The 22,200-nt window shown below is 66.2% G+C and carries 27 protein-coding genes; 15 read left to right on the top strand and 12 right to left on the bottom strand.

Annotated features, from left to right (window positions below; genetic code table 11):
• Positions 1 to 8 precede the first annotated feature (8 nt).
• The 5 genes from MKCMC460_RS09285 to MKCMC460_RS09270 are packed head-to-tail and all read left to right on the top strand — an operon-like array spanning position 9 to position 3,180.
• On the top strand, positions 9 to 806 hold the full coding sequence (locus tag MKCMC460_RS09285; protein ID WP_236981609.1) for a CbbQ/NirQ/NorQ/GpvN family protein: 798 nt from the start codon (positions 9 to 11) through the stop codon (positions 804 to 806).
• A gap of 14 nt (positions 807 to 820) precedes the next feature.
• Positions 821 to 952: a hypothetical protein gene (locus MKCMC460_RS31390; protein ID WP_255735617.1), complete on the top strand. Its 132-nt coding sequence runs from the start codon at positions 821 to 823 to the stop codon at positions 950 to 952.
• Positions 949 to 1,650 carry a hypothetical protein gene (locus tag MKCMC460_RS09280; RefSeq protein WP_236981608.1) on the top strand — a complete coding sequence of 234 codons (702 nt, stop codon included), beginning with the start codon at positions 949 to 951 and terminating at the stop codon, positions 1,648 to 1,650. Before MKCMC460_RS31390 ends, MKCMC460_RS09280 begins: the two co-directional genes overlap by 4 nt.
• 34 nt (positions 1,651 to 1,684) lie before the next feature.
• Positions 1,685 to 2,113 (top strand): hypothetical protein, encoded by a 429-nt coding sequence (locus MKCMC460_RS09275; RefSeq protein WP_236981607.1) that lies wholly within the window; start codon positions 1,685 to 1,687, stop codon positions 2,111 to 2,113.
• Positions 2,110 to 3,180: a dihydrodipicolinate reductase gene (locus tag MKCMC460_RS09270; protein WP_236981606.1), complete on the top strand. Its 1,071-nt coding sequence runs from the start codon at positions 2,110 to 2,112 to the stop codon at positions 3,178 to 3,180. Before MKCMC460_RS09275 ends, MKCMC460_RS09270 begins: the two co-directional genes overlap by 4 nt.
• 70 nt (positions 3,181 to 3,250) lie before the next feature.
• Here MKCMC460_RS09270 and MKCMC460_RS09265 read toward each other — a convergent pair whose 3' ends face one another.
• Positions 3,251 to 4,441, bottom strand: coding sequence for a spirocyclase AveC family protein (locus tag MKCMC460_RS09265; protein ID WP_236981605.1), 1,191 nt, complete (start codon positions 4,439 to 4,441; stop codon positions 3,251 to 3,253).
• 70 nt (positions 4,442 to 4,511) lie between these two features.
• Between MKCMC460_RS09265 and MKCMC460_RS09260 the strand changes: the two genes are divergently transcribed.
• The 4 genes from MKCMC460_RS09260 (at position 4,512) to MKCMC460_RS09245 (ending at position 8,016) form a co-directional block, all read left to right on the top strand.
• Positions 4,512 to 5,126, top strand: coding sequence for a TetR/AcrR family transcriptional regulator (locus MKCMC460_RS09260; RefSeq protein WP_236981604.1), 615 nt, complete (start codon positions 4,512 to 4,514; stop codon positions 5,124 to 5,126).
• 7 nt (positions 5,127 to 5,133) lie between these two features.
• Positions 5,134 to 5,898: an LLM class F420-dependent oxidoreductase gene (locus MKCMC460_RS09255; RefSeq protein WP_236981603.1), complete on the top strand. Its 765-nt coding sequence runs from the start codon at positions 5,134 to 5,136 to the stop codon at positions 5,896 to 5,898.
• Positions 5,899 to 5,972: 74 nt separating this feature from the next.
• Positions 5,973 to 6,539: a hemerythrin domain-containing protein gene (locus MKCMC460_RS09250; protein ID WP_236981602.1), complete on the top strand. Its 567-nt coding sequence runs from the start codon at positions 5,973 to 5,975 to the stop codon at positions 6,537 to 6,539.
• Positions 6,540 to 6,561: 22 nt separating this feature from the next.
• A complete protein-coding gene (locus MKCMC460_RS09245; RefSeq protein WP_238305605.1) occupies positions 6,562 to 8,016 on the top strand; it encodes a YdiU family protein in 1,455 nt (484 codons plus the stop codon).
• Here the strand turns inward: MKCMC460_RS09245 and MKCMC460_RS09240 are convergent.
• The gene (locus MKCMC460_RS09240) at positions 7,992 to 8,210 is read right to left on the bottom strand and encodes a hypothetical protein (protein WP_238305603.1); all 219 of its coding nucleotides are present in this window, start codon (positions 8,208 to 8,210) and stop codon (positions 7,992 to 7,994) included. The genes MKCMC460_RS09245 and MKCMC460_RS09240 overlap by 25 nt on opposite strands.
• A 47-nt stretch (positions 8,211 to 8,257) precedes the next feature.
• On the opposite strand from MKCMC460_RS09240, the gene MKCMC460_RS09235 reads away from it, so the two are divergent.
• The gene (locus MKCMC460_RS09235; protein ID WP_236981600.1) at positions 8,258 to 8,713 is read left to right on the top strand and encodes a GAF domain-containing protein; all 456 of its coding nucleotides are present in this window, start codon (positions 8,258 to 8,260) and stop codon (positions 8,711 to 8,713) included.
• Here the strand turns inward: MKCMC460_RS09235 and MKCMC460_RS09230 are convergent.
• Positions 8,689 to 9,603 carry a DUF808 domain-containing protein gene (locus MKCMC460_RS09230; RefSeq protein WP_236981599.1) on the bottom strand — a complete coding sequence of 305 codons (915 nt, stop codon included), beginning with the start codon at positions 9,601 to 9,603 and terminating at the stop codon, positions 8,689 to 8,691. The two genes, MKCMC460_RS09235 and MKCMC460_RS09230, sit on opposite strands and share 25 nt — an antisense overlap.
• 43 nt (positions 9,604 to 9,646) lie before the next feature.
• Positions 9,647 to 10,627 (bottom strand): tocopherol cyclase family protein, encoded by a 981-nt coding sequence (locus MKCMC460_RS09225; RefSeq protein WP_236981598.1) that lies wholly within the window; start codon positions 10,625 to 10,627, stop codon positions 9,647 to 9,649.
• A gap of 90 nt (positions 10,628 to 10,717) precedes the next feature.
• On the opposite strand from MKCMC460_RS09225, the gene MKCMC460_RS09220 reads away from it, so the two are divergent.
• Positions 10,718 to 11,329 (top strand): TetR/AcrR family transcriptional regulator, encoded by a 612-nt coding sequence (locus MKCMC460_RS09220; RefSeq protein WP_236981597.1) that lies wholly within the window; start codon positions 10,718 to 10,720, stop codon positions 11,327 to 11,329.
• 26 nt (positions 11,330 to 11,355) lie between these two features.
• The gene (locus MKCMC460_RS09215) at positions 11,356 to 12,690 is read left to right on the top strand and encodes a phenylacetate--CoA ligase family protein (protein WP_236981596.1); all 1,335 of its coding nucleotides are present in this window, start codon (positions 11,356 to 11,358) and stop codon (positions 12,688 to 12,690) included.
• Here MKCMC460_RS09215 and MKCMC460_RS09210 read toward each other — a convergent pair.
• On the bottom strand, positions 12,683 to 13,324 hold the full coding sequence (locus tag MKCMC460_RS09210; protein WP_236981595.1) for a TetR/AcrR family transcriptional regulator: 642 nt from the start codon (positions 13,322 to 13,324) through the stop codon (positions 12,683 to 12,685). The genes MKCMC460_RS09215 and MKCMC460_RS09210 overlap by 8 nt on opposite strands.
• A gap of 91 nt (positions 13,325 to 13,415) precedes the next feature.
• Between MKCMC460_RS09210 and MKCMC460_RS09205 the strand changes: the two genes are divergently transcribed.
• Together MKCMC460_RS09205 and MKCMC460_RS09200 are read left to right on the top strand one after the other, a co-directional pair.
• Positions 13,416 to 14,444: a Rieske 2Fe-2S domain-containing protein gene (locus MKCMC460_RS09205; RefSeq protein ID WP_236981594.1), complete on the top strand. Its 1,029-nt coding sequence runs from the start codon at positions 13,416 to 13,418 to the stop codon at positions 14,442 to 14,444.
• 13 nt (positions 14,445 to 14,457) lie between these two features.
• Positions 14,458 to 15,537 (top strand): dihydrodipicolinate reductase, encoded by a 1,080-nt coding sequence (locus MKCMC460_RS09200; RefSeq protein WP_238305602.1) that lies wholly within the window; start codon positions 14,458 to 14,460, stop codon positions 15,535 to 15,537.
• A gap of 30 nt (positions 15,538 to 15,567) precedes the next feature.
• Here MKCMC460_RS09200 and MKCMC460_RS09195 read toward each other — a convergent pair whose 3' ends face one another.
• The 5 genes from MKCMC460_RS09195 to MKCMC460_RS09175 all read right to left on the bottom strand — a co-directional run bounded on the left by MKCMC460_RS09195 (position 15,568) and on the right by MKCMC460_RS09175 (position 20,138).
• Positions 15,568 to 16,527 (bottom strand): LLM class F420-dependent oxidoreductase, encoded by a 960-nt coding sequence (locus tag MKCMC460_RS09195; protein ID WP_236983908.1) that lies wholly within the window; start codon positions 16,525 to 16,527, stop codon positions 15,568 to 15,570.
• An 8-nt stretch (positions 16,528 to 16,535) separates the two neighbouring features.
• The gene (locus MKCMC460_RS09190) at positions 16,536 to 17,693 is read right to left on the bottom strand and encodes an acyl-CoA dehydrogenase family protein (protein ID WP_236981593.1); all 1,158 of its coding nucleotides are present in this window, start codon (positions 17,691 to 17,693) and stop codon (positions 16,536 to 16,538) included.
• A complete protein-coding gene (locus MKCMC460_RS09185) occupies positions 17,690 to 18,712 on the bottom strand; it encodes a TIGR03617 family F420-dependent LLM class oxidoreductase (protein WP_236981592.1) in 1,023 nt (340 codons plus the stop codon). Before MKCMC460_RS09185 ends, MKCMC460_RS09190 begins: the two co-directional genes overlap by 4 nt.
• A 238-nt stretch (positions 18,713 to 18,950) precedes the next feature.
• Positions 18,951 to 19,217, bottom strand: a complete 267-nt coding sequence (locus MKCMC460_RS09180; protein WP_236981591.1) for a hypothetical protein — start codon at positions 19,215 to 19,217, stop codon at positions 18,951 to 18,953.
• On the bottom strand, positions 19,218 to 20,138 hold the full coding sequence (locus MKCMC460_RS09175) for an oxygenase MpaB family protein (RefSeq protein ID WP_236981590.1): 921 nt from the start codon (positions 20,136 to 20,138) through the stop codon (positions 19,218 to 19,220). It abuts the gene before it with no gap.
• A gap of 141 nt (positions 20,139 to 20,279) precedes the next feature.
• Between MKCMC460_RS09175 and MKCMC460_RS09170 the strand changes: the two genes are divergently transcribed.
• On the top strand, positions 20,280 to 20,504 hold the full coding sequence (locus tag MKCMC460_RS09170) for a hypothetical protein (RefSeq protein ID WP_236983907.1): 225 nt from the start codon (positions 20,280 to 20,282) through the stop codon (positions 20,502 to 20,504).
• Between the two features lie 8 nt (positions 20,505 to 20,512).
• Here the strand turns inward: MKCMC460_RS09170 and MKCMC460_RS09165 are convergent, their stop codons facing one another.
• Together MKCMC460_RS09165 and MKCMC460_RS09160 are read right to left on the bottom strand one after the other, a co-directional pair.
• Positions 20,513 to 21,394 (bottom strand): transglycosylase SLT domain-containing protein, encoded by an 882-nt coding sequence (locus MKCMC460_RS09165; RefSeq protein ID WP_370653096.1) that lies wholly within the window; start codon positions 21,392 to 21,394, stop codon positions 20,513 to 20,515.
• Positions 21,395 to 21,582: 188 nt separating this feature from the next.
• Positions 21,583 to 22,053 carry an LppP/LprE family lipoprotein gene (locus MKCMC460_RS09160; protein ID WP_236981588.1) on the bottom strand — a complete coding sequence of 157 codons (471 nt, stop codon included), beginning with the start codon at positions 22,051 to 22,053 and terminating at the stop codon, positions 21,583 to 21,585.
• Positions 22,054 to 22,200 lie beyond the last annotated feature (147 nt).

The raw sequence follows: 22,200 nt of genomic DNA, 5'->3' as shown, positions 1-22,200 counted from the left end.
GGGGGAAGATGACCGACACCTACATCGCCGGTGGCAACGAAGTGCAGCTGTTCGAACAGGCTCACCGCGAACACATTCCGGTGATGCTCACCGGCCCCACCGGCTGCGGAAAGACGCGCTTGGTCGAGCATATGGGCGCCCTGCTCGGCCAGCCGGTGGTCACCATCAGCTGCCACGACGACCTGACCAGCTCCGATCTGGTCGGCCGGTTCATCGTCACCGGGGGCGACGTGGTGTGGAACGACGGTCCGCTGACCCGAGCCGTCAAAGCCGGGGCGATCTGCTATCTCGACGAGGTGGTGGAAGCCCGACATGACTCGCTGGCGATCCTGCACTCCCTCACCGACCACCGTCGCGCCCTGTACCTTGATCGCGCCGACGAGGTGGTGCATGCTCCGGAATCGTTCATGCTGGTGTGTTCCTACAATCCGGCCTACCGTAGCTCGCTCAAAGAGCTGAAGCCGTCATTCCGGCAGCGCTTCGCCACCCTCCCGATGAACTATCTGCCCGCCGACCGTGAAGCCGAGGTGATCGTCGCCGAAGCGGCCGTCGAGATCAGAACCGCCCAGCGACTGGTGCAATGCGCCAACGCTATTCGCACTGCCGACGACGCGTTTCACTTCGAGCCGCCGTCGACCCGGGTGCTGGTCACCGCGGCCAAGCTGATCGCCGCCGGAGCCTCGGAGATCGACGCGGCCGAAGCCTGCATACTCGCACCGCTGAGCACCGACGGCGCTGTCAACGACGGTCTGCGTGAAGTCGCCGCGGCGACCCTGCTCGCGTCCCAGGACCCCGCGAACCGATAGAGAAAGGCACCAGCATGGTCGATCAGCAAGAGCGCAAGCGCAAGCGGGCACTCATCGTCTTCCAGGTCTTCATCTACGGGTACCTGCTGGTGATGTTCGGCATCCAGCTGTACATGTCGTTCGCCCGGGGCTGGTGGAATCTATGAATCTGCCGCTGTTGCACCGCCGTTCGGACACGCCCGGTCTCGACGAGCACTACGATGCATCGCGCGAGGCCCAGCGGCGGGCAGACAGGTGGATGATCGTCGGCGCCGGGCTGATGGGCTGCTGGGCTCCCGGACTGCTCGGGTTCCCCATCTTCATGCGCGGAGTATGGCTGCAACGTCAGGCGCTGCGCGCGGGCCTGTCGGTTCGGCCGATGATCGTCACGCTGATCGGCTATCTGGTGCTGATCGACGGCATGCTCAACAGTCTGGGCTGGGCGCTGGACTTGGTCGCCAATCACACCCTGATCAACCGGGTGCTGATGGTGGGCTGGGGCAACATGTTCGACGCCGGTTACTTCTGGCACTACAACGAGCTGTGGGTGGGTGGCGCAGCCGGGCCGGGTGAAAAGTCTTATGTCGCAGGCCTGATCCTCACGGTGTTCTCGATGCGGGTCGCCGCGGCGATCGGCTTCCTGCAGATGAAGCGCTGGGGTCACCAGTGGATGGTGGTCACCTGCTGGATGGGCGTAATGATCTGGATGGCCTACGTGTTCAACATGACCATGTACGCCGACGTGCGCTACGCCGGAGTCGTGTTCCCGGTGATCGGCTGGTGGCTCTACGACATCTTCTACATCACCCCGTTTTTGGCCATCCCCTACCTGCACACCGTCAATCGCGAAATCTTCTCCGACTGAAGACTGACCCACGAGCCCACCAAGGAGCAGACCCGTGACCACACCGTCATCGGAAGACACCGCCGCCGAAGAACTTCCGCCGGGCACCACGCCGTACTACGCACGCATGCACAAGTGGATCAAGCGCGCCGTGCTGGTCTGCCTGGTGGCACTGGTCCTCGAGGGCGCGTTCACGCTGCCGTTCATGGCCGTCTACTACGGCTATCCGACGCTGAGCCTCACCGAAATCTGCAGCGAACTGCTCAAAGTCCGGTACTCCAACGACACCCTGGAATGCAAGTACCCGTACCCGCCACTCGGGCCACCGGAAGGGGTCGCCGGCAAGGGCACCGCGCGCGACGACTGGGGCATCCAACCGGTGCCCCGGTATCACCGGCTGGGCTTTCGTGAACTCGTGCGAATCCACGACGCGCGAATCGCCCGCCAGCAGGCCCAGCACGCGCAGCAGGCCCCGAAGCCGTGACCGGGAAGCTGCGGGTCATCCAATGGGCTACCGGCAATGTCGGCCGGCACGCGGTGGCCGCCGTGCACGAGCACCCGGACCTGGAACTCATCGGCGCGCTGGTCTACAGCGACGACAAGGCCGGCAGAGACGTCGGTGAGATTTGCGGCATCGGTGAAATCGGCGTCGTCGCAACCAAAGACGTCGAGGAGATCCTCGCCCTGGATGCCGACTGTGTGCTGTACAACGCGATGGGCGACTGGAATCCACCGGCCGCGGTCGGGGACATCCGCCGGCTCCTCGCCTCGGGTAAGAACGTGGTGTCCACCGCGGTGACCGCGCTGATCTATCCGAAGAGTTGCGACGGGCCGGTGGCCGAGCAGCTGGAGGCCGCGTGCGCCGAGGGAACGACGTCGTTCCACGGCACCGGCATCGAACCTGGTTGGGCCGCTGAGGTTTTGCCCCTGACCATGTCGGGCCTGTTCCGGCGGATCGACTCGCTAGTGGTGCAGGAGCTGATGGATTACAGCACCTACGACGTGGGGTTCGTGCTGTTCGACGTGATGGGCTTCGGCAAGCATCCGGACGAGCCGGTGCCGATGTCCGAACCGGCCGTGGGCGCCATGGCTTTCAAGGCTCCGCTGATGCTGCTGGCCGACGGACTCGGCGCGGCGATCGACGAATTCACCTACCACCGTGAGGTTGCCGTCGCCGACGCACCGATCGAAGTGAAAGCCGGGCGCGTCGAGAAGGGCACCGTGTCAGCCCAGCGCTTCAGCTACACCGCGATCATCGGCGGCCGGCCGGCACTGACCGTCGAGCACATCACCAGGCTGGGCGCCGAGCAGGCATCCGACTGGCCCAACGGACGCGGCTGGAAGGTGACGGTGGAAGGGTCGCCGTCCATGGTTCTGGAATCCCGGATCGCCATCCACGGCGAGGACGACACCGACCAGGGCTGCCTCGGCACCGCGATGCACGCGGTGCATGCGATCGCACCGGTGTGCGCCGCACCGCCGGGCATCCGGACCTTCCTCGACCTACCCACGATCGTGGGACGCGGGGTGTTGTCGAACAGGCTCGGTTGAGTTCGAGTGTCCGGCGATGCCGGGGTGTGCGTGGGCCGATCTCAGCGCGTCGAACAACGTTGTGCGACAGTCACTTCCCGCGTTCGAACGGAACACTCGTCGGCAACTGCGCGCCGTCGGGGGGGACGAAGCGGCCGTCGAAGTCGACATAGCCCGAGCGTTTGGTGGGCAACGGCAGTACCGGATTGGGACACGGCTGACGGGTGCCGTCGCCACAGATACCACCATTGAAGTAAGAGCGCCGCTGGACGTCCTCGGGCCACGGGTCGGCATGCATGCCGAACCATTGGGCCGGAATGTTGTAGAAAACGAAGAAGCACGCGCTGACCCCGGCGAAGATCGCCAGGAAGCGGATGAACTGCTGTTGCACCACGCCGCCTCGCACACTGTCCAATCCGCGCTCGACGACGGTTCGGCCGCGGTCATCGGTGAAATAGCGCAGGCAGCACAGCGCGGCCTGGACGCCGCCCCACATCAGCCCTTCGTAGACCGGCCACTGGTAATAATGGCCGGCATTGAGCGAAACAGCGCGAATCGCACCGGGATACGTGTAGAAGCCGATGGGCAGCAGAATGCAGCCCTCCATGAGGAGGTCCAGCACGAAGGTGAATGCGTAGGTCACCGCGATCAACCGCAGGTTGCTGATGTCGGGCCAGCGCGCCTTGATCCTGCGCATCACCCAACAGCCGACGATCGTGATCAGCAGCACCCCGTACGCGTAACCCGGCGCATTGGTCAACAGCGGCTCGGCGACCTGCCGGCCCGGTTCCTCCGGTGATACCCAACCCGGAATGTGCGATGACCAGGAGCCCCGGTTGAACAGCCAGGTGTTGTAGGTGCACCAGGTGTTGAAATAGTTCAGCAGCGGATCCTGAAAGAACATCAAACCCATTGACGCCAGCAGCATCCCGTCCAGGGTGATCCGTCTCTCGCGTCGCCACGGCCGAATGATGAACCACCACAAGGCGAACGGCGCGGCTATCCAGAGAATGATCGCGTTGGCCATCAGCGGCACTTTCATCAGCCACGGCGGCTCGGAGGGGCCGGCGGGCACCCGCTGGAAATAGGGCCCGCTGACCCAGCGGATCCACACGTAGAGCTCCAGTACGAGCAGCGCACCACCGATCGCGGCCCAGATCTGGACGGGCTTGACCGTCCGGACGGGCTGCACAGCGGGCCTGGCCCCAGCGCCCGGCTGGATTGCGCGACCGGGCGGCTCGGTGACGGCGGATGCGCCTTTTCGGTTTCCCTCTTTGCTCATCGCAGCGAATATACCAGCTGGTATCTGAGAGTCGAGCCGGAATCTAGAGTTACTCTGGCACAATCGGGCTGTGGTAGAGCGCTTCACCCGCGAACGGCGACTAGAGCAGACCCGCACGTTGTTGCTCGATGCCGCGGAAGCCGTGTTTGCCGAAAAGGGCTTCACGCCGGCGACTCTCGACGACATCGCACACACTGCGGGATACACCAAGGGCGCCATCTACAAGCATTTCGCCACCAAGGAGGACCTGTTCCTGGCGGTCAGCGACCGGTACTGGCGCCGCTACTTCGACAACTTCGCCGAGGTGATGTCGACGGCGACCCAGGTCGGTGACCGTGAACTCGACGACATTGCCCTGCGCTGGCGCCAACTGGGCCGCGACCGCGGCGCCGAGCACGCCGCGCTGGGACACGAATTCACGCTGTATCTTCTGCGGAATCCCGAAGCGCGCGAGCGGGTTGCGGCCAAAAGGCTGGAAGTCGTTGCGGCACTAGCGGAATTCATCGTTGCCGGCGTCGAACGGCTCGGCGGGGCTTTGCGGATCCCGCCGCTGACGTTCGCGCACGTGCTGGTGGCCACCAGCGATTCGGTGATGTTGGGCAGCGAGCTCGACGACATCGACCTCTACCGGCCGATCGTCGAGATGTATGTGTCGGCGATCAAACTGCCCTCGCCGCGGCAGTAGGACCGGCATGGTCAAGATCGGCGTCCAGATCCACCCGCAGAACACCACCATGGCGGCGCTTCGCGCGGGCTGGCAGGGTGTCGACCAGCTCGGCGTCGACAGCCTGTGGACCTGGGATCACTTCTTCCCGCCGCTGTACGGGTCGGCCGCGGAATCGCACTTCGAAGGTTGGCAGATCCTGGCGGCCATGGCCGTCACCACCGCCAACGTCACCCAGATCGGCATGTTGGTGACCGGTTGCTGCTACCGCAATCCCGACCTGCTGGCCGATATGGCCCGCACACTCGATCACCTCAGCGGCGGTCGGGCGGTATTGGGAATCGGATCGGGATGGATGGACCGCGACGAGATCGAATACGGCTATCCGGTGCGGACACCCGCACAACGTCTCGATGCGCTCGGCGAGGCGCTGCCGCGCATCCGGCGCCGGATCGGGTTACTACAGCCCGGCCCCCTCGGACGGCTGCCGATCCTGATCGGCGGCAACGGCGAGCGGCGCACCCTGCGCCTGGTCGCCGAACACGCGGACATGTGGAACGGCTACGGCGACGCCGCCACGATCCGCGCCAAGAACCGGGCCATCGACCGTTGGTGCGGCGAAATCGGCCGGGATCCGGGCGAGATCGAACGCACTGTGTGGATCGAGCGGGTCGAGCCGGACCTGGTGGCATCACTCGTCGAGGCCGGCGCCGACCATCTGATCCTGGGTTTGCGTGCACCGTATGACCTCGGCGCAGTGGAGCGGCTGGTGGCGGCCCGGCGCGCGGTTTAGCAAATGTCTGCTCGGGTATGCGAAACAGGAGCGCAGCCCGAGTTCAAACGCTTTCCCGATTGGAGGTCACGCTGGTGACCGAGATGATTGTTCAGACACCCGACGAGGTGGTTGCCTTCCTCAAGGCGCAGCACGCGCTGATCGAGGACATGTTCGACGAGGTACTGCTGGCCTCCGACCCCCAGGCGCGCGACGAGCCGTTCGTCGCACTCCGTCAGCTGCTGGCCGTGCACGAGACGGCCGAGGAGATGTTGGTGCATCCCCGCGTGCGTCGCGAATTCGACGCCGGCGACGCGATCGTCGACGAGCTGCTGCACGAAGAGCACGACGCCAAAGAGCAGCTGACGAAGATCGAAAGCCTCGACATCACCTCCCAGGAGTTCGTCGACGAACTGACCAAGCTGCGGGATGCGGTGCTGGCCCACGCCGAGCATGAAGAACTCGAGGAGTTCACGAAACTGCAGCGCAACCTCGACGCCAACGAGCAGAAGCGGATGGGCACGGCGGTGAAGGTGGCCGAAGCTATCGCGCCCACTCGGCCGCACGCCGGCGTGGAATCGGCGAAGCTGAATTTCGCCGTAGGACCGTTCGCCGCGATGCTCGACCGTGCCCGCGACCTGATGCACCAAGCGCTTGGCTGAGTCGCTCCGTAGGCTCAGTGGCGTGAGCGTCACATCTGACCGCCCGGTCGCCCTTCAGGATCGGTTCTTCCGAGAGCTGCCCGAGCTGGCGGTGGCGTGGCAGGCCGAGCCGACGCCCGAGCCCAAGTTGTTGGTGCTCAACGAATCGCTGGCGGACGAACTCGGACTGAGTGCGGACTGGCTGCGCAGCCCCGACGGCCTGCGTTTCTTAGTGGGCAATTTGGTACCCGACGGCGCCACGCCGGTGGCCCAGGCCTACGCCGGTCATCAGTTCGGCGGGTACGTGCCGCGGTTGGGTGACGGTCGCGCGCTGCTACTGGGCGAACTGCTCGACGAGCGGCAACGCCTTCGCGACATCCACCTCAAGGGCTCGGGACGCACTCCGTTCGCGCGCAACGGGGACGGCCTGGCCGCCACCGGACCGATGCTGCGCGAATACATCATCAGCGAGGCGATGCACGCGCTGGGCGTGCCGACGACACGCTCCCTGGCCGTGGTGGCCACCGGGCGCCCGGTAGCCCGCGAAACGCTGCTGCCGGGCGCGCTGCTGGTCCGCGTGGCCAGCAGCCATCTACGGGTCGGCAGTTTTCAATATGCTGCTGCCACAGGCAATCTCGACCTGCTGCGACGCCTGGCGGACCACGCGATCGCGCGCCATCACCCCGGCGCTGCCGACGCCGAGCGGCCCTATCTCGCGCTGTTCGAAGCGGTGGTCGGCGCCCAGGCGACGCTGGTGGCGCGGTGGATGCTGGTCGGGTTCGTGCACGGCGTGATGAACACCGACAACATGACCATCTCCGGGGAGACCATTGACTACGGACCGTGCGCGTTCATGGAGGCCTACGACCCCGACACCGTTTTCAGTTCGATTGACGCGTGGGGCCGCTACGCCTACAGCAATCAACCGACCATCGCGGCGTGGAACCTGGCCCGCTTCGCCGAGACCCTGCTCCCGTTGATCGGCGACGATGTCGAGGAATCAGTTTCATTGGTAGAGAACGCATTTGATGGATTCCACGACTACCACGCAGCGTGGCGCTCGGGTATGCACGCCAAGCTCGGGTTCACCGGTGACATCGAGGAACTGACGCCGTTGCTCGAAGAACTGCTGTCGTTGCTGCAGGAGAGTCACGTCGACTACACGTCGTTTTTCACCCGGCTGGCGGACGCCGCGCGCGGGGACTCCGGACCAGCGCGCGACCTGTTCGTCGACCCCGCCTTGTTCGACGACTGGGCCGCCCGGTGGCGGGCGCTGGAACCCGACCCGCTGTTGATGGCACGGGTCAACCCGGTCTACATCCCGCGCAACCACCTGGTCGAGGAGGCGCTGGAAGCGGCGACGACGGGAGACCTTGATCCGGTCCACCGGCTTCTCGAGGCTATCCGCGCCCCCTATACCGAACGGACCGGACTGGAACGCTACGCCAAACCCGCCCCAGCGGATTTCGGAACCTACCGCACCTTCTGCGGCACCTGAACGCCACGGGTGGCAGCGGTGATACCCAGCGCGATCATGATGTCGGCATAGGTGACGAACAGGCCGGCCCAGAATGCCCACTTCAGTTGCGGATCCGGTTGGGAGGCAAAGAACATGATCAAAAAGACGGGCCCGACGATGCCGCACACGAAGGTCATCGACTGGACGACGAGGTAGCGCCGGAAGGTGGACACCGTGTTGTTGACTCCCGCCCGTTGGGCCTTCGGAGCATAACGCGGCCATGACCGACGTGTATCGCGCTCCGCTGCGGTCCCGCAGCGACGACGTCGACCCTGGGCTCACCATCGAACGCGCCCGCCGGCTGGGCCTGTGCGGCTTCGGTCGGTTGCTGCGCGACCCCGCCGAGTCCGGCCGGCTGGAGCGCCGGGTTGCCCGCTTCGCCGAGGTGGAGAACGGCTCTTTTGTGTGGACCCGGGATCCGGACGGATTGTTCTGGCTCGGGCGGATCGCCGGCCCCTACTTCTACGACGATGTCGACACCGCCTCAGCCGCGGATCTGGTGCACGTGCGGCCCTGCGACTGGCTTTCCGAACCGCTGCTGGAACCTGAGGTTCCCGACGCAGTGGTCGCGACATTCGGCCGCGGGGGTCGCAACTTTCAGCGGATCCACCACCCGTCGGTCAGCCAAGAGACACAACGGATCTGGGACGATCAGCGCCGTCGTCGCAGCCGCTGAACCATATGCACCAGGGCCAGCGCGACGGCGCCGACCACCGCGCCGATCACCGCCGAGATCCCGGTGTCGACCAACCACGCCAGCACACCACCCACCGGTCCGTGCCGGACCGCTTCCTGCGCGTGCGCCACCAGCGCGTGCGGGGCATGCCAGCCCAGGTGCTCGCTGTTGGTGAGCAGGATGTGACCGCCCACCCACAGCATCGCCACCGTCCCGATCACCGACAGCGCCGAGAGCAGCTTCGGCATCCCGCCCACCAGAGCCCGACCGACCACCCCGCCCAGGCGGGAACCGGTTTGGGTGAGATGCAGGCCGACATCGTCCATCTTCACGATGGCGGCGACGACCCCGTAGACCGCGACGGTGATGACGAACGCGACGATCACCAGGATCACCAAGCGCGGGACGAACGCGGACTTGGCGACCTCGTTGAGCGCGATCACCATGATCTCGGCGGACAGGATGAAGTCGGTGCGGACCGCGCCGCTCACCACGTGTCGCTCGCTCTGCGGCTCGTCGGCGGCATGGCCGTGGCCACGCACACTGCCCCAAACCTTCTCGGCGCCTTCGTAACACAGATACGTGGCGCCCAGCATCAGGATCGGACTCAGCAGCCAGGGCGCGAACTGACTGAGCAACATGGCCCCTGGCAGGATGAACACCAGCTTGTTGCGCAGCGAACCGAGGGCGATGCGCTTGATGATCGGCAACTCGCGCTCGGCGGAGATTCCCTCGACGAACTGCGGCGTCACCGCGGTGTCGTCGATGACCACGCCGGCGGCTTTGGTGGTGGCGCGGCCGGCCGCGGGACCCACGTCGTGCAGCGAGGCCGCAGTCAGCCGCGCCAGCATCGCAACGTCGTCGAGCAGGGCGAACAGACCCCCACTCATCGCGTCTGCCCCATGGCGTTGCAGACTACCGCCGTCGGGCCCGTCATGCGGGTCGGTCGCCGACCTCCAGCCCGGCCAGCGTCGAGGTGCCCTCGAAGATGGTGCGACCCCATTCCCGGACCCGGCAGTGCAGCGTCCCCGCCAGGTACTCGTAGTCGGTGTCGATGTTGCGGCGCTCGGCCGGCAGCGGCACTGGCAGCACGTGCGGACCGTCGCCCGTTCCGTGTCCGTCCAGCTCCACCCGGAAACGTGCGTTGCGCGCGTCGACGTGCCAGTGCTCCACGTCGCACTCCGACGACACCAACGCCGGGGACGTGACGCGCAGCACCCGATTTCCCAGTCGCACAACGACTCCGCCGACGTCTCGCTTGAGCGGCCCGAGCTCGAGCAGGCCGCCGGAGAAAGCCACCGACACATCGGCGTCACCGAAGTCGTGGGCCTGGCCCCACCACCACCGCACCGGGAAACCCGCTCCCCAGTTGCGTTCGCAGTACAGCGTGGCGTTGTTGAACGTCCAGCGCTGGTCGCCGTGCGTGACGGTCCCGGAGGCCTTGCCGTCCAACCGGTAGGGGTGCCAGTACTGGTTCAGAAACGGCACCGCCGAGAACACTCCCCCGCCGCCGAATGCCTTGGGCCACTGGAACGCATCAGTGAATTTCAGATCGACGGCGGTGTCGCCTAGCACCATCTTGAGCCGGTCGCGGGTCGCATCGATCACATTGCCGGCGGCGTCGGCCTGCACCGAGAATTCTTGCCGATCGGCCAGTACGCCGTCGACCGCCGCCGAGCGCACCACCCCGCCGGGGTGCAGCGCGATCGCCGCCGTGGACCAGTTGCCGTCGGGATGGCGGTTCTCACTGCACAAAGCAACCACCACGCGACCGTCGGCCGGATCGGACAGTCGCCAGAACCAGCCCTCCATCTCGGTGCCGTGCGAGGGCGTCGGATCGCCGAACGGCACATCGGCCCCGGTACGGCGATATAGAGAGACCAGGCGCTGACCAACAGCGTCGACGATATTCACAGCAGTGTGTTACCCACGGCCACTCGCTTTGACTCGTCACCAGATTAGATACCATTGACATTCGAATAACATCAGTATCTAATTCCGGATATGCCCAGGTTAACCAGGGTCCAACAGGTCGAACGGAATCGCGAAAAGGTGCTCGTCGCCGCACAGCGGGTCTTCGTGGCACGGGGGTACGGCGGCGCCAGCCTGGAGACCATCGCCGACGAGGCAGGCTTCTCCCGGGGCGTCGTCTACTCGCAGTTCGGCAGCAAAGCCGACATGTTCTTAGCGTTGCTGGAGCGACGGATTACCGAGCGGGCTGCCGAGAACGAGCGCCTGGCCAAAGAGTTCGCCGGGGCCGAAGGGCTGCGGGAGCTGATTCGTGCCGGGCAACGAGATGCCGCCGCGGAACCCGGCTGGGCCCAGCTACTGGTCGAATTCCGCGCCCTGGCACTTCGCGATGCCGAGCTGAACCGGCGATACGCCGAAGCTCACGCCCGCACGATCGAGGGCATCGCGACAGCGCTGGAACGTCTCTTCGAGCCGACCGGTGTGCGACCGACGGTGCCGTTACGGTCGGTCGCCGAGTTTCTTCAAGCGGGCACCGCCGGCCTGGCGCTGGAGCGTGCCGCCAATCCGGACGCGATACCCGACGAGCACGCCACGCAATTGTTGATCCGTGCCCTCGGACTCGCCGAGGACGGGAGCTCGAAGTGACCCCATGGCACCGGTTCCGCAACGACGTGATCACCGCCGTGAATATCGCTGCGCCAGAACAGTTTAACGCCCTGTTCTTCAGCACCGACGAAATCCTCGCTGCACAGCGTCGCAGCCTGCACACGTTGCTGTCGCACGCCGTCGAGCACTCGCCGTTTCATCGCCGCCGGCTTGGCGACATCGATGTCACCGACATCGACCCCACCGACCTTTCGGCGCTGCCGGTGATGACAAAAGCCGAGATGATGGAAGCCCTAGACGACGTCTTCACCGATCCTCGCCTCAGGCGCGGCGACATCGAATCATCGCTTGCGGCAACGGTAGAACGGCCGGTGCCGATCCTCGACGACTACATCGCACTGAGCACGGGTGGATGCTCGGGGCGACGCGGCCTGTTCGTCTACGATCGTGCCGCGACCGCCGGGTTCCTCTCCGCTCTTGCCCGGCCGCCGGTGGAATCACTGCGCTGCGCGACGGCGCCGACCAAGCCGCCGCGCATCGCGATGGTGGCCGCGCCGTCGGCCGTGCACGCCACGGGTTTACTGGCGGCGCTGACCGAGGGCGGCGATGCACCCGCCCATGTCGATCTCGTGCCCGCGACACAACCGATCTGGGAAATTGTCGACCGGCTCAACGCGTGGCAGCCCGAGGTGTTGGGCGGGTATGCGAGCATGCTGGTCCGCCTTGCCGTCGAGGCCGGCGCGGGCCGACTGCGGATCGCACCAACGGAGGTCAACACCACCAGCGAGACGCTGCTTCCCGAAATGCGTGTCTCGATCCGGGAAGCGTTCGGGGTACCGGTCTTTGACGGCTTCGGCTCGACGGAAGGACTGGTGGGCAAGACCGGCCCGGACGATGACGTGTTCGCGTTCAACACCGACATGTGCATCGTCGAACTCGTCGATGCCGACAACCGGCCCGTGGCACCCGGCGTCCCGTCGGCCAAAGTGTTGGTAACCAATCTCTATAATCTCGTCCAGCCGCTGATCCGCTACGAGCTCACCGACATCTTCACCCGCCAGCCCGACGCCGACGAACACGGCCATCTGCGGGCTCGTGTTCAGGGACGCAGTGACGACGTGCTGCGATACCAGCACACCACCATTCACCCCATTGCCATCCGCTCGGTGCTGGCCACAACCCCCGGGGTGACCGATTACCAGGTACACCAAACTGTATGTGGGATAGAAGTTTTCGCGATTTTCGAGGACGATCGGGTACAGTACGGATTGGCGGGACGGCTGCGCCGGGCGCTGGTCGATGCCGGCCTGAACCGCCCCGAGGTGACCGTCCATGCGGTGGACCGGGTTGATCGTCATCCCGTCAGCGGCAAGTTGCGCCGCTTTGTCCCCCTTATTTAATACGTTGCACCACAACAGATTCAGCCAGATAGGACACGATGGCGTTGGTCAGCCCGCGGCGGGCCTCGTCCAGGTCCGCGTAACTGCCCAATTGCCGCTCGGACACCAGGCCGCGCATCGCGCCGGGGATCAGCGTAGCCATCTCGCGCACCCGCTGCGGATCGACCTGCAGGTCGGCGAACGCCTTCTGACAGGTCGCATGCCAGCCCTGCCCCCAGGAGCGCAGTTCGGCCGCGGTGCGCGGATAGAGCCGATCCAGCTCGCCGGGCTCGCGCGGTAAGGCTGCGCGCAGGTTCTCGATGGCCCGGGAGTCCGGTGCGTTCAGGCCGTCGTAGAGGGTGTCGATGATCTGCGCGACCCGCGCCTGCAACGGCGCCCCGGTATCGGGTTGGGTGAACACGTTGGCCCGCCGTTCGGCGGTGTGATGCAGCACCGCCGCCCAGAATCCGTCGGCGTCGCCGAACTGATATTGCACGGTGCCCCAGGTGACACCGATCTGCTTGGCGATGCGGTTGGCCGAAACCGCGCCGGGATCGCCGGACGCCAGCGCGCTCACCGCCGCCTGCAACATCGCCTCGCGGGTGGCCACACCTCGCCTGTTCGATCTGCGACCCGCGCTGTCCGCCACCGCCATCCCCGCATCGTAACGCCATCAGAGAAGTTTCGTTGACACCTTTATGACTTTTTCCTAGAGTTCTCCGTGACGAATCGGGAGGACCGCACGTATGGCCAAGCCGCCGTTGTCGATGAAACCAACCGGATGGTTCCAGGTTGCGTGGTCTGACGAGATCGGCATCGGCGATGTCCACACCATGAAGTACTTCGACCAGGAAATGGTCGCCTGGCGCGCCGAATCGGGTCAGCTGACCGTGATGAACGCCTACTGCGAACACCTGGGCGCCCACCTGGGCTACGGCGGCAAAGTGGTCGGCGACGTGCTGCAGTGCCCGTTCCACGGCTGGCAGTGGAGCCAGCAGGGACGCAACGTCTGCATCCCCTACCAGGACCGCCCCAACCGCGGCCGTCGCATCCGCACCTACCCCGTGGTGGAGCGCAACGAGTCGGTCTACATCTGGCACGACATCGAGTGCCGCCCACCGTTTTTCGACGCGCCCGACGTCTTCGCCAGCTTCGCCGACGGCAGCGGGCCAGCCGACTACTATCCGCAGCAGCGGCTGTTTCGGCAGGGCCTGGAGATGCACCCGCAGTACGTGCTGGAGAACGGGGTCGACTTCGCCCACTTCAAGTACGTCCACAACACGCCGATCGTGCCCGTCTTCACCCGGCACGACTTCGACGACGCGGTGTCCTACGTGGACTTCACCATCACCTTCGAAGGCGATGACCAGCAGAGCATCGATGACGTCAAAAGTGGTGTGGAGGCCATCAACGGCGGTCTGGGCATCGCGGTCACCAAGAGTTGGGGAATGATCGACAACCGCACCATCTCGGCGATCACGCCGGTCGACGAGCGCACCTCCGACGTCCGGTTCATGGTCTACATCGGGCGGGTCCCGGGCCGGCCGGCGGAGCGCGCCGAACGCGACGAGGCCAACGCCCGCTCGTTCGGTGCGGAAGTGATCCGGCAGTTCACCCAGGACATCCATATCTGGGCGCACCAGCGCTACTCCGACCCACCCGCCCTGGCGTCCGCGGAGTACGAAGGGTTCACCGCAATTCGCAACTGGGCCAAGAGGTTCTATCCCGACGGCAAGGGCGGCACCGCCGCCGAACTGGCTGCAGCCAACTCCTAGTGAAGGGCCACCCATGACGATCAAGGTTTTCCAGGTTGCCACCGGCAATGTCGGTTCGGAGATGATCAAGCGCATCGCCACCCACCCCGATCTCGAACTCATTGGCGTGCACTGTTATTCACCGGAGAAGGTCGGCAAAGACGTCGGCGAGCTGGTCGGCCTGCCGGCCAACGGAGTCAAGGCCACCGGCACCGTCGAGGAGATCATCGCCGCCAGACCCGACGTGCTGACCTTCCACGGCGTCTTCCCCGACGAAGACCTCTACGTGAAAGTCCTCGAGGCCGGCATCAACATCGTGACCACCGCCGACTGGATCACCGGATGGCACCGGGACCGCAATCACCCGCACCACTCCGGCAAGCCGGTCACCCAGCTCTTGGCAGAAGCCTGCGCGAAGGGCGGCACGACGTTCTACGGGACCGGCATGAACCCCGGCGTCAACCAGATCCTGGGGGTGGTGTGTTCGGCCGACGTCGCCGAGATCGAGAACGTCACCACCATCGAATCCGTCGACGTGTCCTGCCACCACTCCAAGGACACCTGGATCGAGGTGGGTTACGGCCTGCCGGTGGATGATCCGTCGATCCCCTCGAAGCTGGAGAAGTACACCCGGGTGTTCGCCGACAGCGTGCTGATGATGGCCGACTGCTTCGAAATCGAACTCGACGAGGTGAAGTTCAGCTACGAGCTGGGCGCCTGCACCAAAGACGTCGACCTGGGCTGGTACACGCTGCCCAAGGGTTCGCTGGGCGGCAACTACATCAAGTACCAGGGCATGGTCGACGGCATCCCCAGGGTCGAGACGCACCTGGAATGGCAGATGACCCCGCACACCGACCCGAACTGGGATATCAAGGGCTGCTACATCACCCAGATCAAGGGCGACCCCTGCATCTACAACAAGCACATGATCTTCCCGAAGCCGGGCGTCGACCTGTCCAACCCGGACAACTTCGCCTCGATCGGCATGACCGTGACCGGCCTGCCCGCGCTGAACTCCATCAAGTCGGTCGTCGCCGCTCCCCCCGGCCTGATCACCAGCGCCGACCTGCCGCTGCGCGCGTTCGCCGGCCGCTTCAAGATCGACAGGTGACGACGTGTCGCGGCACCACGTAGGCACCCTTCAGGGCGCCAGCGTCCTCAGCGTTGCCCGGGCGCCGGGATCTTCCGCGGTGGCGGGCACCAGCGCGACACAGTCGGCACCGGCCTGCGCGTAGGCGCCCAGCCGTTCGGCGATCCGCTCGGCTGAGCCCAAGGCCGACACCGCATCCAGCAGTTCGACGGGCACCGCAGCCGCCACTTCGCGCCGGGCGGCGCCGGCCCGGGCCTTGCCGACGAGATCGCCGAAACCCAAGTCGCTGAACATCTCTCCGTAACCCGGCGGGGCAAGGTACACCGCCAGCTGTCCGGCCAGCTGCGCGCGAGCAGCGGCGCCCGGATTCAGTGCGACCGGCACCCAGACGGTCAGCCGCGGCGCCGGGCGACCAGGCGAGGTGGCCTCCTCGATCGCCGCCCGGACCTGCGCGACACGCGCCGGCGACGCCAGGTTGAGCACCACCTCGTCGGCCAGCTGCGCCGCCAGCCTGATCATGGCGGGGCCGAACGCCCCCAACGCGATTCGCGCCTCAGGGATGGGTGTGCGTAGCCGGAAACCGTGGCTGCCGACATGCCGGCCCGTGTAGTCGACGCGGTCACCCGCCAGCATCGGGCGCAGACATTCGATGGTTTCGCGCATGACGGACACGTGCTGCGCCCAGCCGCGGTTGTGCCAGCCGGCAACGATCATCGGGCTGGACGCCCCCAGCGCGAGGTGCACCGGGTTGCCGGTGAGGGAGGCCACCGAGCTGGCGCCCAGCGCCAGGGTCACCGGCCCGCGCACCCCGACCGCCAGCGGTCCGATGTTCAGCGTCAAATCCGGCGCACGCAACCCGATCGCGGTCGCCAGCGCGAACGCATCGTAGGTGGCCATCTCCCCGATCCACAGCGCGCCGAAACCGTTGTCGGAAGCGGATTGCGCCACCTCGAGTGCTTCCCGGTCGGGTCGGTCGAGCCAGAACGGCAGCACAACCTCGACGGCGTTCATCACATGTCTCACAACATCGAAGCGTCGGCCTGCTGGCCGAGCAGGATACGTCCGGGCAGCTCGCGGGACGCCTCGTTGACCTGAAAGTGCGCGGTGGCGGTAAAGGCGTCGCGAAACCGTCGCTGCAGCGCAGAAGTGTCGTAAATCGCTGTGCCACCTGCCATTTCGTACATGCTGCGCACCACGTCGGCGGCAGTCCGGGTGGCGTGGGTGGCTGCCAGGCGCAACCGGTTGCGCAACTGTACCGACACCGGGCCGGGCTGCTGGCTGGCCTGCCACGCCTCCTCGATCGCCTGGTAGTAGAACAGCCGTGCCGCGCTCAGGGCCGCGTCGGCCGTCGCGACGGCGGCCTGCGTTGCCGGGCGCTGGGCCAGGGTGCGGGTCGACCCGAGTCCCTTTTTCGCCCCGGCCAGTTCGACCAGGTCGTCGATCGCTGCCCGGGCATTGCCCAGCGCCGCCGCACCGATCGACAACGCGAAGAACCCGAAGACCGGGAAGCGATAGAGCGGACGGTCGAGCACCGGGCCGTCGAACAGCGACAACACCCGGTCGGCCGGCACGAAGACGTCGTTGGCGACGGTGTCGTGGCTGCCGGTGCCGCGCAGGCCCAGAGTGTGCCAGGTGTCCAGGACCTGCAAATCCGCCTTGGGCAGTGCGACGACCGACGGGACCGGCGCTTCGTCGACGATGCAGCCGGCAAACATCATGTCGGCGTGGGTGATTCCGCTGCAGAAGGGCCAGCGGCCGGTCACCCGCACCCCGCCGTCGACCGACGTCGCGGTGCCGCGTGGGGCCCACACCCCGGCGGCGATACCCCCGCCGCCACCGAACATCTCGCCGCGGGTGCCGTCCGGCAGATAGGCGACCAGTAACGCGCTGGTGATTGCGATCGACACACACCAGCCGGTCGCCGCGTCACCGCGGGCGAGGGTTTCGGCACACCGCAGTGCCGTCGCCGGCGAGAGCTCCAGCGCGTCGACTTCGCGCGGCATGGTGGCCCGCAGCAACCCGGCCTCGGTCAACTGCGTCACCAATGGCGACGGGAGCCGGCGCTCCCGGTCGATCTGCGGCGCCATCTCCCGGGCCGTCAGCGCGATCTTCTCGGCGAGCCGCTCGATCTCGGTGTCCCGGCGATCCGTCGGCGGCTCCGGGTTGGCCGGGTTCATGTCAGCACCTGGCCGGCGTGCAGCCCGGCGACCAGGTCGGCGAGGTCCCGCGCGCTGGGCGTGTAGCCCGGGAAGTAGCAACAGATATCGGAAGCCATTGCACCGAACCGCTTCTCGATCTCGGCTGCGCAGTCGTGCGGGGTGCCGACGATGCCGATGGTGCGCACCATGTCGTCACTGATCAAGGCGCGCATGGCAGCGTAATCACCCACCTTGGACAGTGCGTTGAGGCGCGGTTGCAGCTCCCCCCAGCCCTCCACGTCGAGCACCGGCCGATAATTGGGCGTCGAACCGTAGAAGGCGATCAGCGTCGCCACGCCGTCGATCGCAGTCGCCAGCTCGGTCTCGGTACCGCCGACGGCCACCATCGCCTGCGCGATCACCTGCAGGTCGGTCAGGGCTCGCCCGGAGCTTTGCAGGCCTTCGGCCAGTGCGGGCGAAGTCCGCTGCGCCAGGTGCCGCGCACTGTTGAACGGCATCATCAGCAGCCCGTCGGCGACTTCGGCCGCCTTACGGGTCATCACCGGACCGAGCGCGCCCAGCAGCACCGGCGGCGGACCGTACGGGTTCGGGCCCGGATTGAAGTTGGGTGGCATCAAGGTGTGGGTGTGGAACTCGCCACGAAACTTCAGCGGCGCCTGGCCCTCCCAGTTGGCGAAGATCGCCTTGATCGCCGAGACGGTCTCGGCCATCCGGGCCGCCGGCCTACCCCACTGGCTGCCGTACCGCTTCTCGATGTGCGCCCGGATCTGCGAGCCCAGGCCGAGCCGGAACCGGCCGCGACTGTAAACCTGCAGGTCGTAAGCGGAATGCGCGAGATGAACGGGGCTGCGCGGGCCGGCGATCGCGACGTTGGTCATCAGCTCCAGCTCGGTCTCCCCCGCCGCCACGACCAGCGGGAAGAAGACGTCGTGCGGGCCCTCGAAGGTGAACAGACCGTCGGCTCCGGTGTCGGCGATCGCCCGGGCGCTGGCACGGACTTTGTCCGGGTGGCCTTCGACTTGCAGATGTACTTTCATCCCCGCCTCTCCTCGACTGACGTGCCGCTCAGTGGAAGATACTGCTGGCGTACATCACCACAATGATCGCGATGACGGCAATCAGCGCTAGCCCGAGGGTCGGTGTGACGTCACACTATGCCAAGTAGCCGTCAATCGAGACGATTCCGCAGCAACGGCAGCACTTCACGACGACGGCGCCCGCCACGGCATCCCCGCGAACATGGTCGTTAGTTTGTATTCCTTCTACCAACCGAATTCAGGACGCGGGGCAGGCCGCAGCGATCTGCAGCGAAGCCGGCCACAAGACCGTCACCAACCCGAACGCGCCGAGGTCGGCACCGGCCGGCGCCACCCTGGCCAGCCGCTCCTCGATCTGCTCGACCTGCGTGGGATGCAGTGCGGCCCAGACCAACCCGATGGTCAGGTAGGGCAGCGCCAGCCACAGTGCCACCTCGATCAGCGCGGCGATGCTGACCTGGTAGCTCAAAATCCGGCGGAGCCGATCCATCGTCGCGTGCTCCATTCAGATCAACCGACGGTTCCGGCGCACCCGGTGGCGGACGTCGGCCAACAACACATGACTGCCGCCCTGCCGGACGAACGGCGGCAGGAAGCGGTTGACGAAAGCCACCAGCAGGAACAGCCATTCGAAGCGCCGTTGTTTGGCAACGCTCCATGAGACCCCGAGTGCCTCCCGAAACACCGGGGCCAGAAAGCCGACCGTGAGGAACTTCAGTAAACGGTGAAAAGGCAACCGCAGCAACGGGTTGATCATCCGCAGGTCGATCAGCTGCCGCAGATAGTCGCCGACCACGTCGTCGATGTGCACACGCGCGCAGGCGTTGACCCAGTAGTCGTCGAAGGCCGCGCGCGTCGGTGGCCACTGCTCCTCGCGGACTTGCAGGGTGGTACCCAGCGTCCAGGCGGATCGATAGAACTGTTCGGCCTGTTCGGAATTCATCGGTCCGCGCAGCAGCTGATACGTGTCTTCCAGCCCCACGAAAAGGCACGCCGCCACCCACATCTGCAGTTCGGGGTCGAACGCGTTGTAGCGAACCGGACTGTCCGGCGTTGACCTGACCTGCCGGTGCGCCCCGTCGACGGCAGCGCGGTACGCGGCTCGATCGCGCTCGGATCCGAAGACCGCGACCGCCAGATACTGGAAAGTGGTGCGGGCGCGCTTCCAGGGATGCTTGAGCAGGTTGCCCGAATCCACTTTCGACTCCACCACGCCGTGGCCCACCTCGGGCCACGACAGCTGCATGATCACGTTCGCAGCCCCGGCGGCGAACGCCCAGAAGTCCATCGCCTCGCGGACGTCCACCGGCGCGTCGGTCCAGCGAGCCGTTTGCCGCCTGGCGCGGATCCGCGTCTCCTCGAGGGTGAGCGCGGACCGCGCGACAGCGGGAGCTGCGGGATCGGCGGGCTCGCGCGAAACAGTCATTAACCCAACCCCCAGCTTGACGACACTTCGGACTGATCAAACCTATCGCGAGCGCGGGGTGGCGAGCAATCAGCCTGCGGAATTATCATTAACATAGAAACTGACCGCCGCAGATCAGGACATTGTGCACCGATGCAGACCATGCTCAGCAGGCTTCGTGACCTACTCAACTACAAGCTGACCATCGCCGAGCTGATAGGCCTGGCCATCATGCTCGGCATCCCGTACTTCATCGTGGGACTGATCTGGTCGTCGACGCACACCGAGCACCTGCATCAGATGCACGGCGCCGACCTGGTTGTCTCCTTCCTGGGCTCGATCGTGTCGTGGCCGGTGCTGCTGTTCTCCAACGTCTGCATGACCTGACCGCACGACTACTGCGGGTGTGACGCGAGGTAGTCGGTCGCCGGGATCCGCTCGGATGCAACGTATCCCACCGGCAGCAGCACGTCACCCGAAGTGGTCAGATAGTAGACGTCCCAGCGATGGTAGGCGGCGAAGGCGGCCGGGTCGGCGGCCATCGCGGCGGCATAGTCGTCGACCGCTCCGACGTAATTGTTCGAGTGGTTGTAGCTGAAGATGGCGCGGTCGTGGTCGGCGGCGAAACCGTTGGCCGCCAGCATGCGACCGGCCGCCATGATGCTGTCCCGCGGCGAATGGATGTCTCCGCCGTCGCCGTAAGAGGCGAACGTCGAGGGCAGGAACTGCATAGGGCCCTGCGCGCCGGCGGTGCTGGTTCCGGAGATGCGGCCGAAGTCGGTTTCGACCATGTTGATCGCCGCCAGGTAATTCCAGTTGACGCCGGTGGCTGCCTCCGCGGCGCGGTAGTAACCCAGCAGTTCGTCGGCGGGGGCCGGCGGGTCGATGCGCCACGCGGGCAGGGTGGGTTTGGCTTCACCGGCGTTGAGGGCCTGCAGGTGGTGACGAGCATCGATGTTGAGGTCGTAGATTCCAGAGAGCGAGGCCGGAACGACGGAGCGCACCGTCGAGTCCCACTCGGGGTGGCGCCCGATGGCACGGTAGGCAGCCTGCTCACGGATCGCCGCCGCCTGCAGCGCGGCCTCCGACGCCGACGGGTCACGCAGCGTCTGCTCGTCTGCCACCAGGTCCCGGGCCAGCAGCGCCGGGTCCGACGCCAGGGCGGGGGCGGCAGGGACGGCCGGGGCGGCGGGCGGCGGCGGGGCAGCGGGCAGCGTGGTCGCGGCCGATTCCGCCCGGGGTATCAGCCCCAGCGCGGCGACGGCCACGGACAGCACTGCGCTGCAACGCCTCACACGCTGAAGTAGGCTCCGATCCGGTCGGGCTTGGTGGCGAACGTACATGATCTTGACCTCAGCGCTGCGGCAGGTGTGCGCCCGACACCGTCAGGCGCACATGCATCCATTCCGCCTACATCTTGTCCGGCCCGGACCGAATGTCCAAGCGCCGGGTCAGGCCGGTGGCTCTACCACGTCGGCAGCGGGTCCAGCGCCACCGCCTGACTGCCACGCCATTGGAACCGCACCGTGGTGGTGGGTCCGGGACACGCGGTGCAGACGTTGCTGCCGTCTTTGTAGTCCAGGGCGACGGTGTCATCGGTGGTCTTGGCCTTGTTCAGCGAGGTGAACGGGTAGGCCTTCGAGGTGGCGACGCCGGCGAAGGCGCCCTTGTGGAACAGCAACGCCAGATCGGGTGAACTCCCGGTGGCACCGGTGACGGTGATGATCACCGTCGACAAGGTGGAGCAAGGGTTGTAGTTGCTACTCGGGTCGAAGCTGTTTGGCTTGGCATCCCACGGGGCGTTGTTCGGCAGGGCCGGCAGCGTCTTGATCGCCGCCGTGATCTCGGGAGCGGCGAGGTTCACCGCACACGTCGGGTCCGCCTTGGCCGGCGCGGACAGTGGATTCAGCAGGCAGCCGGCAACGAGCGTCGCCAAGATCACTTTCCGTATCAAGAATGCCTCCCCTGTCGGCTGCATTCATGGTGGCGCCCAGTGCTGCCGGCGGGGTAGGACCGTAGCGAGATTGTGTCGAAGAAGTGACCTCGGTCTTCGGTCGGCACTTCGGCCTTGGCGCGTGGAGAC

Origin of the sequence: Mycobacterium sp. 20KCMC460 (genome assembly GCF_022179425.1) — a bacterium.
In the GTDB taxonomy this organism is placed as follows: Bacteria; Actinomycetota; Actinomycetes; order Mycobacteriales; family Mycobacteriaceae; genus Mycobacterium; species Mycobacterium kiyosense.
The sequence above is the reverse complement of the archived record's forward strand: the minus strand, read 5'-3'. Positions and strand labels throughout refer to the sequence as shown.

Bases quoted from the DNA above. Each gene is read 5' to 3' on its own strand.
- MKCMC460_RS09285 (WP_236981609.1), top strand. From the start codon at position 9: ATGACCGACACCTACATCGCCGGTGGCAACGAAGTGCAGCTGTTCGAA.
- MKCMC460_RS31390 (WP_255735617.1), top strand. From the start codon at position 821: ATGGTCGATCAGCAAGAGCGCAAGCGCAAGCGGGCACTCATCGTCTTC.
- MKCMC460_RS09280 (WP_236981608.1), top strand. From the start codon at position 949: ATGAATCTGCCGCTGTTGCACCGCCGTTCGGACACGCCCGGTCTCGAC.
- MKCMC460_RS09265 (WP_236981605.1), bottom strand. From the start codon at position 4,441: ATGAGCAAAGAGGGAAACCGAAAAGGCGCATCCGCCGTCACCGAGCCG.
- MKCMC460_RS09255 (WP_236981603.1), top strand. From the start codon at position 5,134: ATGGTCAAGATCGGCGTCCAGATCCACCCGCAGAACACCACCATGGCG.
- MKCMC460_RS09235 (WP_236981600.1), top strand. From the start codon at position 8,258: ATGACCGACGTGTATCGCGCTCCGCTGCGGTCCCGCAGCGACGACGTC.
- MKCMC460_RS09230 (WP_236981599.1), bottom strand. From the start codon at position 9,603: ATGAGTGGGGGTCTGTTCGCCCTGCTCGACGACGTTGCGATGCTGGCG.
- MKCMC460_RS09220 (WP_236981597.1), top strand. From the start codon at position 10,718: ATGCCCAGGTTAACCAGGGTCCAACAGGTCGAACGGAATCGCGAAAAG.
- MKCMC460_RS09210 (WP_236981595.1), bottom strand. From the start codon at position 13,324: ATGGCGGTGGCGGACAGCGCGGGTCGCAGATCGAACAGGCGAGGTGTG.
- MKCMC460_RS09205 (WP_236981594.1), top strand. From the start codon at position 13,416: ATGGCCAAGCCGCCGTTGTCGATGAAACCAACCGGATGGTTCCAGGTT.
- MKCMC460_RS09200 (WP_238305602.1), top strand. From the start codon at position 14,458: ATGACGATCAAGGTTTTCCAGGTTGCCACCGGCAATGTCGGTTCGGAG.
- MKCMC460_RS09195 (WP_236983908.1), bottom strand. From the start codon at position 16,527: ATGAACGCCGTCGAGGTTGTGCTGCCGTTCTGGCTCGACCGACCCGAC.
- MKCMC460_RS09190 (WP_236981593.1), bottom strand. From the start codon at position 17,693: ATGAACCCGGCCAACCCGGAGCCGCCGACGGATCGCCGGGACACCGAG.
- MKCMC460_RS09185 (WP_236981592.1), bottom strand. From the start codon at position 18,712: ATGAAAGTACATCTGCAAGTCGAAGGCCACCCGGACAAAGTCCGTGCC.
- MKCMC460_RS09180 (WP_236981591.1), bottom strand. From the start codon at position 19,217: ATGGAGCACGCGACGATGGATCGGCTCCGCCGGATTTTGAGCTACCAG.
- MKCMC460_RS09175 (WP_236981590.1), bottom strand. From the start codon at position 20,138: ATGACTGTTTCGCGCGAGCCCGCCGATCCCGCAGCTCCCGCTGTCGCG.
- MKCMC460_RS09170 (WP_236983907.1), top strand. From the start codon at position 20,280: ATGCTCAGCAGGCTTCGTGACCTACTCAACTACAAGCTGACCATCGCC.